Source organism: Pseudomonas sp. GW823-FHT02C05 (assembly GCF_058797595.1).
In genome coordinates this window covers 97,412-109,722 of record NZ_JBXAJU010000001.1, presented here as the reverse complement: position 1 = coordinate 109,722, position 12,311 = coordinate 97,412, and the positions used below count along the sequence as shown (strand labels likewise).

Below are 12,311 nucleotides of genomic sequence, written 5' to 3'. Positions count from 1 at the left end.
CTTGTAACCTGCCTGAGAATTCGGAAACGGTTGAAGAGAACGTCCTTGTTTCAGATGCAACCTTTCACCGGCGCCCCGCTGCCCGGACGGGCGACAAGCGCCGCTGCCAGGCACCGCGCGGGGCTGTCGCGCCGTTGCGCAAAAAGCACCAGGGACAGTGAGCCCGCCAGGCTTGCTGGCAGCTCGCAGACGCTAAAACATCCGCCGCAGCGGGGCTGACATGGGAAGCCGGGACATGGCGCGGGGCCTGTCCCGCTGAGGCACCACGGCCCGCGCCGGCCCTGGGGCCGGCGCGGGGAAAAGCACTTGCAGCGGCCTCAGAGACGCCGCTGGCGCTTGAGCTGGGGGATGGTGGTGGCGGGGATTTCCAGGCGCTGCAACTGGCCCAGGGTATGGGCCGCCAGCGCCGCCAGGGTCGGCTGGCTGAACAACAGGCGGGCATCGGCGTGCAGGCCTTCCTGGCGCATCCGCGCCACCAGGCTGACCGCCAGCAGGGAATGCCCGCCCAGTTCGAAGAAGTGGTCGTGGCGCCCTACCCGCTCCACTTGCAGCACCTCGGCCCAGAGCCGCGCCAGGGTGGTTTCAAGCGGCCCCTGGGGCGGCTCGAAATCGCGGCTCAGCACCGCTTCCAGGCCCGGCTCCGGCAGTGCATCGCGCGCCAGCTTGCCGTTGGCGCTCAGGGGCAGCGCCGCCAGTTGCACATAGGCTGCCGGCACCATGTACTCCGGCAGACGCTCCAGGACATGGGCCCGCAGCGCCTCGATCCCCGGCGCCGCCACCCCGGGGTGCAGGCTGAAATAGGCCACCAGGCGCTCGCCACGCATCAGCACCGCCACCTCGCGCAGGGCCGGGTGGCTGGCCAGCCGCGCCTCGATTTCCCCCAGCTCCAGGCGCAACCCCCGCAGCTTGACCTGGAAGTCGTTGCGCCCGAGGAACTCCAGGTCGCCGTCAGCGTTGTAGCGCACCCGGTCACCGCTGCGGTACAGCCGGTCGCCGGCGACGAAGGGGCTGTCGATAAAGCGCTCGGCCTGCAACTGCGGCAAGCCCAGGTAACCCCGGGCAACCCCGACCCCGCCAATGTGCAGCTGGCCGCTGACGCCCTGGGGCACCGGCTGGTCATGGGCATCCAGCACATACAGCCGGGTGTTGGTGATAGCCTTGCCGATCGGCAGTTGCACCGGCGGCACCGCTGCCCCGGGCTCCAGGGTCCAGGCGCTGCTGTCCACGGTGGCCTCGGTGGGGCCGTAGACATTATGCAAACGGGCTCCGGGCAGGCGCTGGCGGAACAGCCGGGCAATCGCCTCGGTCAGCTCGCCGCCACCGCAGAACACATCGGTCAGGCTGTGGCACTGGCCGGCCTCTTCCAGCTGCAGAAATTGCAGGAGCATGGCCGGCACGAACTTGATCATGCTCACCTGCTCCTCGCGCACCAATTGCGCCAGATACAGCGGATCGCGCTGGCCGTCGGGCCGCGCCAGCAACAGGCGCATGCCCGTGACCAGGGGCCAGAACAGCTCCCAGACCGAGCCGTCGAAGCTGAACGGCGCCTTTTGCAGCAGGGTGCCCCGGGCCCGCTCGCCACACAGCTGCGAACTCCAGTGCATCAAGTTGCCCAGGCCGCGGTGCTCCACCATCACCCCCTTGGGTGTACCGGTGGAACCCGAGGTGTAGATCACGTAGGCCAGGTGCGAAACCGTCAGCCCTGCCACCACGGGATCATGCTGCGGCGCCTGCTCCCAGGCACTGCGGTCGAAGTCGATCAGCGACAGGGGCAGCGGGCCCAGCAGCTCGCGGGTCGGCTGGTGCACCAGCACCGCCAGTGGCTGGCTGTCCTGCACCAGGTAGCGCAGGCGCTCCAGCGGGTAGTCCGGGTCCAGGGGCACATAGGCACCGCCGGCCTTGAGGATGCCCAACAGGCCGATCAGCAGTTCCGGGCTGCGCTGCACGCAGAGCCCGACTCGCACATCCGGCCCCACACCCTGCTCGCGCAGGTAATGGGCCAGCTGGTTGGCGCGCTGGTTGAGCTGCCGGTAGCTCAGTTGCCGCGCGCCGGCCTGCAGTGCAATGGCCTCGGGCGTGCGCCGCACCTGGGCCTCGAACAGGGCATGCAGGGTCAGCTCCCGCGGGTATTGCGAACGGGTGGCATTGAGCGTTTGCAGCAGGTAGCGCGACTCCACCGGCGGCAGGATCGACAGGCTGTGCAACGGCGTCTGCGGCGCCTGTTCCAGGGCCAGCACCAGCGCTTCGAGAGCGGTGCTCAGGTAGCCCAGCAGGCGTTGCGCGCCGATCCGCCGCGGGGCCCGGCAGCCCAGGCGGAAACCCGGTTCCAGGTCGTCCACCGCCAGCATCAGCGGGTAGCTGAGCACCTCTTCGCTGCTCAGCAACTCGACCCCAGGCAAACCCTGCAACAGGTCGCCGCCGAGGTTGTGGCGATAGTTGAGCAAGGCATTGAACAGCGGGGTCGGCGCCGCCACCGCGCTGCAGCGCTGGGCCAGGGACAGCGGCGCCTGCTCGTGGGCGAGCAAGGCACTGAGGCGCTGCTGGGCCTGGCCCAGCCCCTCGGCCACCGTCAGCCCCGCCAGCTCCAGGCGCAGTGGCAAGGTGTTGATGAACATGCCCAGGGCCCGGTCGGCCCCCGCCCCGGCTTGCAGGCGGCCCAGCAATACGCTGCCGAAGAGCACGTCCTCACGGCCGCTGGTACGCCCCAGTACCAGGGCCCAGGCCAGGTGAAACAGGCTGGCGGCGCTGACCCCGAGCTGGCGCACCTGGGTCCGCAGGCGCTGGCCAAGCTCGGCTTCCAGCAGGCCGCTGGCGTGCTGCAGGTCCAGTTGTTCCCCGGGCCGTTCCTGCAGTTCGAAGGCCAGGGTCGGCTCGTCCACCGTGCCCAGGCCGGCCTCGAAGAACGCCTTGTGGGCGGCCTGCCCCAGGCGCGTGCGGGCCACGTAGTCACGGTAGGCATAGGCCGGCGCCAGGCTGGCTTGCCGGCCTTGCACATGGGCGGCGATTTCCGCCAGCAGCACCGCGGTGCTGGTGGCGTCGTTGACCAGGTGATGGAAGCGCAGCAGGCCGATCCAGCGCCCATTGGCCCGGTCCTCGGCCCAGGCCAGGGCCAGCATCGGCGCCTGGCGGATATCCAGCGGGTTGTGCTGCGGGTCGAAGTGCTCGCGCAGGCGCTCCGCTACATGGCCGCCGGGCCCGGCCTGCCACTCTTGCACCGTCAGCCGGGCGTGGCGCCAGACCACCTGCAGCGGCTGCTCCAGCACGTCCCAGACCAGGCTGGTGCGCAGGATGTCGTGGCGCTCGATCACTGCCTGCAGCGCCAGGGCGAAGGCGTCCAGGTCCTCGCGCCCGGCGAAGGCGAACAGCGCGTGCTGCTGGTAGGGATCGCGGGCGGCGGTCATGTGGTGATAGAGCAGGCCCTCCTGCAACGGCGCCAGGGGGTAGATGTCCTGCACATTGGCAGCGCCGCCGGGGATGCAGGCCACCACCCGGTCGATGCTGTCCTGGTCCAGCTCCACCAAGGGCAGCATCGCCGGGGTGATGCGCTGGCAGTCGGGCGGGACGCGGTTGGCCGGGACCTCGACGACCTGCCCGGTGCTCACCGCCGCAGCGAGACTGGCCAGGGTCGGCTGGCCGAACAGCACCCGCACATCGGCCTGCAGGCCGGCCTGGGCCATGCGCTGGATCAGTTGCAGGGCCAGCAGCGAATGCCCGCCCAGTTCGAAGAAGTGATCGTGGCGGCCCACCTGCTCCACCTGCAGCAGCTCGCTCCAGAGCCCGGCCAGGGTGATTTCCAGCGGGCCCTGGGGCGCCTCGTAGGCGCGGCTGATCAGGTCCTCGGGCCCCGGCGCCGGCAGCGCCCGGCGGTCCAGCTTGCCGTTGCCGGTCAGCGGCCAGGCGTCGAGCGGTACGTAGGCCATGGGCAACATGTACTCCGGCAACTGCTGGCGCAGAAATTCCCGCAGTTGCAGGGCCGTGACCGCCTGGCGCGGAATGAACCAGGCCAGCAACTGGCCGTCCCGGGCCTGGACCAGCGCCTCGCGCACTGCCGGGTGATCCCCCAGGCGGGTCTCGATTTCCCCCAGCTCGATGCGCAGGCCGCGGATCTTCACCTGATCGTCGTTGCGCCCCAGGTATTCCAGGCTGCCGTCCTCCCGCCAGCGAGCCAGGTCGCCGCTGCGGTACATGCGCGCGCCGGGACGGTCGCTGAAGGGGTCCGCAAGGAAGCGTCCGGCATTCATCCCATCGCGGTTGAGGTAACCCCGGGCCACCCCGCCACCGCCCACATAGAGCTCGCCGGGCACGCCGATGGGCAGCAGTTGCTGCTGTTCATCCAGCAGGTAGATCCGGGTATTGGCGATGGGCCGGCCGATATGCAGGGCCTGCCCGGCCTCGATGGCACCGGAAGTGGCGACCACCGTAGCCTCGGTGGGGCCGTAGTTGTTGATCACGGCAAACCCGGGGTCAGCAGGCAACTGGCGCAGGCGGTCGCCGCCGATCAGCAAGGTGCGCAGGGTCGGGTGGCCCAGTTGCTGGCTGAGGGCGTACTCGGCCACCGGGGTCGGCAGAAAGCTCACCTCCAGCGGCTGGGCGCGCCACCAGGCCAGCAGGCGGTCCAGCTCCTCGGGGCCGTCGCTGACCGGCGCCAGGTGCAGGGTCGCCCCGGCGCACAGGGCCGGCCAGACTTCCCAGGCCATGGCATCGAAGCCGAAACCGGCAAGGCATGAGGTGTGGCTGCCAGCCTGGAGGTCGAAAGCCCGGCCATGCCAGTCCACCAGGTTCGACAGGCTCTGGTGCTCCACCATCACGCCCTTGGGCTGGCCGGTGGAGCCGGAGGTGTAGATCACGTAGGCCAGGTGCTCCGCGGTCAGCCCGGCGGCCTCGGCAATCTCGCCCGGGCCGTCCAGCCACTGGCCGTTGTCGAGGTCGATCAGCGGCACGTTCAGCGTCGGCAGGCACTGGCGCAGGGCGCCCTGGGTCAACACCGCCCGCGGTGCGCTGTCGTGCAGCAGGAAGGCCAGGCGCTCAGCCGGATGGGCCGGGTCCAGGGGCACATAGCCCGCGCCGGCCTTGAGAATCGCCAGCAGCCCCACCAGGGTTTCCGGGCTGCGCCGGGCGACAATGGCCACCCGCGCATCCGGCCCCACTCCCAGCTCGCGCAGGTGCAGGGCCAGGGCGTTGGCCCGGCGGTCGAGCTGTTCATAGCTGAGGGCCTGGCCCTGGGCGACCAGGGCAATGGCCTGGGGCGTGCGCCGGGCCCAGGCCGCGACCCGGGCGTGAATCCGCTGTTCGGCGGCGGCTGGCTGTTCGTTGGCGTTCCAGGCCTGCAAGCGGCGCAGCTCGGCGGCAGGCAGCAGGGAGAAGCGGGCCACCGGCAGTTGCACATTGTCCAGCCCCTGCTCCAGCACATGCAGCAGGCGCGCGGCCAGGGCCTCGATTTCCTCGGGCTGGAAATACGCCGAGTCGTAGACGTAGTGCATCCAGGCGCTGTCATCGAAGCTGTTGCTGCGCAGGTGGATGGCCAGGGGCGTGGGCTCGTGGCGGTTGGAGACTTTCACCGACGAGGCCGCCGCCTCGCCGTAGCGGTAGTCCAGGTCTTCCAATTCGTAGGACAGCGACAGCTCGAACAGCTGCGCGCGGTCTTCGCGCAGCAGGCCGAGGGCGCGGTTGAGTTCGCTCAGGGGAAAGCGCTGGTGGCGGAAGTCCTGTTTCAGTACATCGCGCACCGCCCCCACCAGGGCCTCGAAGCTCAGTTCGCGGCCGAAGTCCATGCGCACCGCGCTGACTTGGGTGAAGGAACCCAGGGTCACCTTGAAGGCCGCATTGGGGCGGTTCAGCACCGGCATGCCCAGGACCCATTCGTCCCGTTGCAGGGTGCGGGTGAAGTACACATGCAGCGCCGCCAGCAGCACATGAAAGGCCGAGGCCCCGGTGCTCTTGCCCAGGGCCTTCATGCGTTCGTGCAAGGCCGCGGGGAACGCCTGGACCAGGGTCGCCCCCGGGGTCGCGGCGTCGGCGGCGGGCCAGTAGCGCGGGCGCAGCACCGGCTCCGGCAGGCTCTGGTACTTGTCCAGCCAGTAGTCACGGTCCCGGGCATAGCGGCTGGATTGGTGGTAGCGGGCGTCGTCCTCGATGAAGTCGACAAAGGACGGCGCCGTGGCCTGGGGCTCCTCGCCGCTGGCCAGGGCGCTGTAGAGCCCGCCCAGGGACTGGGACAGCTGGGCGAACCCCCAGCCGTCGAGGATCAGGTGATGGGCCTCGACTTCCATCAGGTGATGCTCGGGGCCCACCCGGAACAGCGAGAAGCGGCACAGCCGTTCGCCGTCGAGCTTGAACGCCTGCTGCATCTGCCGGCGGATCTGCGCCTGGGCCGCCGCCAGCGGATCGGCCGCCGCGGACAGGTCATGGAACACCAGCTCCACCGGCCACTGCCGGTCGAAGTGCTGCAAGGGCAGGCCGTCGACGCTGCCCTCCAGGGACAGCACGGTGCGCAGCACGTCGTGCTTGTCCACCAGCAGCTCCACGGTGCGCTGCATCAGCTCGGGCCGGAACGGCCCCTTGAGCACGGCATAGCCGCCGATGTTGTACAGCGGCGAGTCGCCCCGGCTCAGTTGGTCGAGCCAGATATCGCGCTGTCCGGCGGTCAGCGGCAGGCCCCGGGCCTGTACCGGGCCGGCGTTCATGCGCGCCCCCGGGCGGGGTGCCCGGCCCATGGCGGGCAGTGGCTGGCTGGGGTGACTGGCGCGACGAAAGCGCCCACGGCTGCGGCGGAAAAATGCGTCATAAGATCCTTCTCATGTGATGGGCCCGGGCACTGGCGTCCGCGGATTTAAGCATCGGCCCCAGGGCCTGTATGTCACCCGAAACCCGGACAGTTCCGGCCCCGGTCGGCCATCTCGGGCAGCACCGCGCCGGGCTGTTGCAGCGGCTCTGCTGATCAGCTGAATCGGCTGTAGGAAATTGGCTACGCGTGAACGACGCTCATGGCCTGGCGGAGGGCTTTTGCGTTCCACCGCAGGCTTGCCCCTCGGGCAACCTTGACGCCGGGAAACACCCCGCCGGCAGGGGCGACGGGGCCGTCGCAAGGGCTTGACCCAGAGCCTTGGCGAGGCCCTGGCAGGGCCATGATGTCCCGGTTCCCCCCTACAGACGCCAGGCAAAGCCATAGGCTTAAATCAACGCCCGGGAACTGGATCAGGTTCATCGGGAATCTGCCACGGCATGCCGCGGCAAGCGCGCGTCGATCAGCGATTTGTCTCGATCAAGGATGATAAGGATATGAGTCTGACCAGCAGTATTGCGAACCTGGAAACCCCGCACTTCTACTTCGAACTGGGGCAGTTGATTTCCTGCTCCGGCCACCCGCAGTTCGCCAGCGAAATGCTGCAACTGGTGGACAAGCTGGTGCCTCTGACCCAACTGGTACTCAGCGAATGGACCCTGGACGAACGCCAGGCCAGCCCCCTGGCCATTACCCTGCTGGGGCGCGCCGGGCTGCACAAGGATCTGCCACTGCCGGAGCCGCCGCGACGCCATGACCCGCTGCTGCAGCAAATGCTGGAAATGGACGACTCGCTGCTGATTCAAATGAATGCCCAGGCCCGCAGCGGCCCTTCCCGCACCACCGCGCACCAATGCCACCTGGTCTCGCGCAAAGCCAATCGCCGCTGTGTCATCGCCCTCTACCGGGCTCCCGAACAGGGCGGCTTTTCCCTGTCCGAACTGTCGTTTCTCAAGAGCCTGTCGCAGACCCTGCTGCCGTTGCTGGAACGCCACGCCCAGCTGCACCGGCAACAGGCCCTGAAGAACCTGCGCAGCTGGAGTGCCAAGCCCGCCGATGCCTTGCAGCAGACACCGCTGCAACGGGAGTTCGATGAGCGCCTGTCCCTGGGCGACATCACCCTCTCGGCGCGGGAAAAGGAAGTCTGCCTGGGGTTGCTGACCGGCGGCACCGTGCCGGAAATGGCCCAGCGCCTGAGCGTCAAGAACAGCTCGGTGGAAACCTACCTCAAGCGCGCCGCCGCCAAGCTCGGGGTCAGCGGCCGTCACGGGCTGGCCAAGTGGATGGTCGGCGCCTGAAACCGCCCGCACGCCCCTGGCCGTCCGCCATCAGGATGTCCTTGTCACGAGGCTGATCAATGCGTAATTCCCCACTGACCCTGGCGGCCCTGGCCCTGGCCCTCGGCGGCTGCTCCCTGACCCCGGACTACCAGCGCCCGACCGCTCCCGTGGCGCCCCAGTACCCACAGGGCGCAGCCTTCGCCCCCGCTGCCGGCAACCCGGGGGCCGACTGGCAGGGACTGTTCCAGGACCCGTTGCTGCAGCAATTGATTCACAGCGCCCTGCAGAACAACCGCGACCTGCGGGTGGCGGCGCTGAATGTCGCGGCCTACCAGGCCCAGTACCGCATCCAGCGTGCCGACCTGTTCCCGGCGGTGAGCGCCGGCGCCTCGGGCAAGCGCCAGCGCCTGCCGGAACAGATGACCGGCAGCAAGGCACTGATCAGCTCCAGCTACTCCGCCAACCTGGGCATCAGTGCCTATGAGCTGGACTTCTTCGGGCGCATCCGCAGCCTCAGCCAGCAGGCGCTGATGACCTATCTGTCCAGCGAAGAGGCACGGCGCAGCGCGCAGTTGAGCCTGGTGGCCAATGTCGCCACGGCCTACCTGAGCTGGTGTGCCGACCAGGAGCTGCTGGAGCTGACCCGCAAGACCCTGGCCGCGGACGAACAGAGCCTGCGCCTGACCGCCCGCAATGGCAGCGCCGGCAAGATCTCGGCCCTGGATGTGGCCCAGGCCCGCACCAGCGTCGACAGTGCCCGCGCCAGCCTGGCCCGCTACCAGCGCCAGGTGGCCCAGGACCTGAACAACCTGACGCTGCTGGTGGGGGCGCCGCTGCCCGACGCCCTGCCCCGGCGCGGGCTGGCCGAGGGCATGCTGGCCCAGGTGCCCGCGGGCCTGCCCTCGGACCTGTTGCAGCGGCGCCCGGACATTCTCCAGGCCGAGTACCAGTTGCAGGCCGCCAACGCCAATATAGGCGCGGCCCGTGCAGCGTTCTTCCCCAGCGTCAGCCTGACCGCCAACGCCGGCAGCGCCAGCAAGGAGCTGTCCGGGCTGTTCAAGGGTGGTGCCGGGGCCTGGACCTTCCAGCCGCAGATCAACCTGCCGATCTTCAATGCCGGCAGCCTGCGGGCCAGCCTGGATTACGCCCGGCTGCAGAAGGACATCAGCGTCGCCCAGTATGAAAAGGCCATCCAGACCGCCTTCCAGGAAGTCGCCGACGGCCTGGCCGCGCGCCAGACCTTCCAGCAGCAACTGAGTGCCCAGCACAGCCTGGTGCAGGCCAGCCAGGACTACTACAACCTGGCCGAGCACCGCTACCGCATCGGCGTCGACAGCAACCTGGTGTTCCTCGATGCCCAGCGCTCGCTGTTCAGCGCCCAGCAAGGGCTGATCAACGACCGCCTGGCGCAGTTGCTGGCCGAGGTAAATCTGTTCCGGGCCCTGGGTGGTGCCTGGGAGGATGGCGCGCAGGCACCGAGCCTGGCCCGCGCCCAGACCTTGCCCTGAGCCACTGGCGATGGCCGGGTATCAGGGGGCTGGGGCGATGAGAGGTTGGGGGAAGCGGGGACCGGGGCCATGAGTGCCCCTCGCTGTAGAACCAACCCGGTCAGCCTGGGCAGTAGGCGAAACATGGACCGGGCAGGCAGGTACAGCCGTGTTGCAGCCCGCCCTGACCAACCACCGCCATTCAGCGTGTTGCCTGTGGTAGCTGGCCGGGCGAACGGGGAGCGAGTCTAGACAGCGCCCCCCACAGCGTCTGTAGGAAAATTCTGAATTCAGAACGTTCCGAATCTCGGAGTGGAATCGGATAAAGCACGCCCGTTCCACGGCCCTGCGAAGGGGGTTGGCCGCGAGTGCCTAACGGGTGCCCGGCACCAGGTCGAGGATCTCGTCGATGCCCAGGCACCGCGGCTCCACCTCCAGGGTCCGGCCATGCTCGAGAATCCCCACCGCCACATCACGCATGGCCATGTAGGCACTGCGCAGCATGTGGTTGGCGTAGATCACCGCGTTGAAGCCGGCCCCCTCCAGCTCGTCGAAACTCAAGTGAGCGTAGCTGGTGGGCACACAGATCAGCGGCACCCGCGGGCAGTGGCGGCGGAACAACCGGGCGAACTCGAGGATCTCCAGGCCGTCCTTCTTGCGGCTGTGGATCATGATCCCGTCGGCGCCGGCCGCGACATAGGCCAGGCAGCGCTCGATGGCATCGTCCATGCCCTTGTCGAGGATCAGGCTTTCACAACGGGCGATGATCAGCAGATCCTCGTGGCTGCGGTTGGCGCAGCCCACGCGGATCTTTTCGCAGAACTCCTCGATGGAGTCCTGGAGCTGGCTCACCGCGTTGCCGAACAGCGAGTTCTTCTTCAGCCCGCACTTGTCCTCGATCACCACCGCCGAGACCCCGGCCCGGTCCAGCATCTTCACGTGGATGGCGAAGTGCTCGGCCTTGCCCCCGGTATCGCCGTCGAAAATCATCGGCAACGAACACACATCGAAGATCTCGCGGATGCCGTGCAAGCGGTTGCTCGGCGAGAGGATCTCGATGTCCGGCAGGCCCTTGTGGGTCGAGTCGGTAAGGGAGCTGGACCAGATGGCGTCGTAGACCAGGCTCGGTCCGCTGCCCCGCTCCAGCCTGGATTGCTCCGCCAGCAGGGCGGAGATCGGGCTGTGGGCTTCGAGCACGCGAAGGCAGCGCTTGCGGCGCAGCAACTGGCTCAGGTTGGTTCGGCGAATATCAGCTTCCTGCATGGGATTCACACGCCTCTTGTGGTTGGGGAACACCGGGTTCGCTCAGGGATGGGTCATGTCCAGGGCCACCACGTAGCGGTCGAAATCCGCCGCCGAGACATAGCCCAGCTGCTGGGCCACTTCCCGCAGCGACTTGCCCTCGTGGTGGGCGGTCTTGGCGATGATCGCGGCCTTGTCATAGCCGATGTGGCGGTTGAGGGCGGTCACCAGCATCAGGTTCTTCTCGATATTGGCCTCGATGCGCGCCCGGTTCGGCTCGATGCCCACCGCGCAGTGGTCGTTGAAGGCCCGGCAGGACTCGGCCAGCAAGGTGATGCTTTCCAGCACGTTGTGCACCATCACCGGCTTGTAGACGTTGAGCTGGAAATTGCCCTGGCTGCCGGCGAAGGCCACGGTGGCGTCGTTGCCGAAGACCTGGGTACAGACCATGGTCAGCGCCTCGCACTGGGTCGGGTTGACCTTGCCCGGCATGATCGAGGAGCCCGGCTCGTTCTCTGGAATGTCGATCTCGCCGATGCCGCAGCGCGGCCCGCTGGCCAGCCAGCGCACGTCGTTGGCGATCTTCATCAGGGCCATGGCCAGGGTGCGGATCGCCGCCGAGGTGTTGATCAGCGCGTCATGGGCCGACAGGGCGAAGAACTTGTTGGCGCAGGACTTGAACGGGTAGCCGGTGAGCTCGGCGATGATTCGTGCGCACTCGTCGCCGAACTGCGGATGGGAGTTGAGCCCGGTGCCCACCGCCGTGCCGCCGATGGCCAGGTCGTAGAGGCCGGTGAGGTTGTGCTGGATGGCCGCCAGGGCGTAGTCGATCTGCTCGACCCAGCCACCGATCTCCTGGCCCAGGGTGATGGGGGTGGCGTCCTGCAAGTGGGTGCGTCCGACCTTGACCACATCGCGGTACTGCTCGGCCTTCTCGAACAGCGTGTCGCGCAGCACCGAGACGCCCGGCAGCAGGGTTTCGAAGATCTCCGTCACCACCACCATGTACATCGCCGTGGGGAAGGTGTCGTTGGACGACTGGCCACGGTTGACGTGGTCGTTGGGGTGGATCGGCTTCTTGCTGCCCAGCTCGCCGCCGAGCATCTCGATGGCCCGGTTGGCGATCACTTCGTTGGCGTTCATGTTGGACTGGGTGCCGGAACCGGTCTGGAACACCACCAGCGGGAAATGCTCGTCCAGTTGCCCGCTGATCACCTCATCCGCCGCCTTGACGATGGGCAGCGCAATGGCTTCCGGCAGCTCGCCGAGCTTGAGGTTGGCCAGGGCCGCGGCCTTCTTCAGGATGCCCATGCTGCGGATCATCGGCGCCCCCCACTGGAAGCGTGCACGGCCGATGGGGAAGTTGTGGATGGAGCGTTCGGTCTGGGCTCCCCAGTACTTGTTGGACGGTACCGAAATGGAACCCATCGAGTCGGATTCAAGACGCATGTGGGTAGTTCTCCAATAAATGAATGAGGGTCCGGCCTGCGGTGCCGGGCAGGCGCCCTGCCCGGCCTGGTT

Annotated in this window: 5 protein-coding genes; 2 read left to right on the top strand and 3 right to left on the bottom strand. The window is 68.1% G+C overall.

The genetic code is table 11. The features are described 5' to 3' along the window. Positions 1-317 precede the first annotated feature (317 nt). Complete coding sequence (ofaA, locus tag AC1RGE_RS00660) at positions 318-6,683, bottom strand: orfamide A non-ribosomal peptide synthetase OfaA (RefSeq protein WP_492583002.1); 6,366 nt, start codon at positions 6,681-6,683, stop codon at positions 318-320. A 595-nt stretch (positions 6,684-7,278) separates the two neighbouring features. Between ofaA and AC1RGE_RS00655 the strand changes: the two genes are divergently transcribed. After that, the gene (locus AC1RGE_RS00655; protein ID WP_492583000.1) at positions 7,279-8,079 is read left to right on the top strand and encodes a helix-turn-helix transcriptional regulator; all 801 of its coding nucleotides are present in this window, start codon (positions 7,279-7,281) and stop codon (positions 8,077-8,079) included. 59 nt (positions 8,080-8,138) lie between these two features. Then, positions 8,139-9,569 carry an efflux transporter outer membrane subunit gene (locus AC1RGE_RS00650; protein WP_258611694.1) on the top strand — a complete coding sequence of 477 codons (1,431 nt, stop codon included), beginning with the start codon at positions 8,139-8,141 and terminating at the stop codon, positions 9,567-9,569. Between the two features lie 351 nt (positions 9,570-9,920). On the opposite strand, the gene aepX is transcribed toward AC1RGE_RS00650, so the two are convergent. Next, on the bottom strand, positions 9,921-10,811 hold the full coding sequence (gene aepX / locus AC1RGE_RS00645) for a phosphoenolpyruvate mutase (RefSeq protein ID WP_011060442.1): 891 nt from the start codon (positions 10,809-10,811) through the stop codon (positions 9,921-9,923). A 42-nt stretch (positions 10,812-10,853) separates the two neighbouring features. Next, the gene (gene fumC / locus AC1RGE_RS00640) at positions 10,854-12,239 is read right to left on the bottom strand and encodes a class II fumarate hydratase (RefSeq protein ID WP_011060441.1); all 1,386 of its coding nucleotides are present in this window, start codon (positions 12,237-12,239) and stop codon (positions 10,854-10,856) included. Positions 12,240-12,311: the final 72 nt, after the last annotated feature.

What these genes read in the sequence shown, in the direction of transcription:
- aepX (WP_011060442.1), bottom strand. Translation starts at nt 10,811, where the DNA reads ATGCAGGAAGCTGATATTCGCCGAACCAACCTGAGCCAGTTGCTGCGC.
- AC1RGE_RS00650 (WP_258611694.1), top strand. Translation starts at nt 8,139, where the DNA reads ATGCGTAATTCCCCACTGACCCTGGCGGCCCTGGCCCTGGCCCTCGGC.
- fumC (WP_011060441.1), bottom strand. Translation starts at nt 12,239, where the DNA reads ATGCGTCTTGAATCCGACTCGATGGGTTCCATTTCGGTACCGTCCAAC.
- AC1RGE_RS00655 (WP_492583000.1), top strand. Translation starts at nt 7,279, where the DNA reads ATGAGTCTGACCAGCAGTATTGCGAACCTGGAAACCCCGCACTTCTAC.
- ofaA (WP_492583002.1), bottom strand. Translation starts at nt 6,683, where the DNA reads ATGAACGCCGGCCCGGTACAGGCCCGGGGCCTGCCGCTGACCGCCGGA.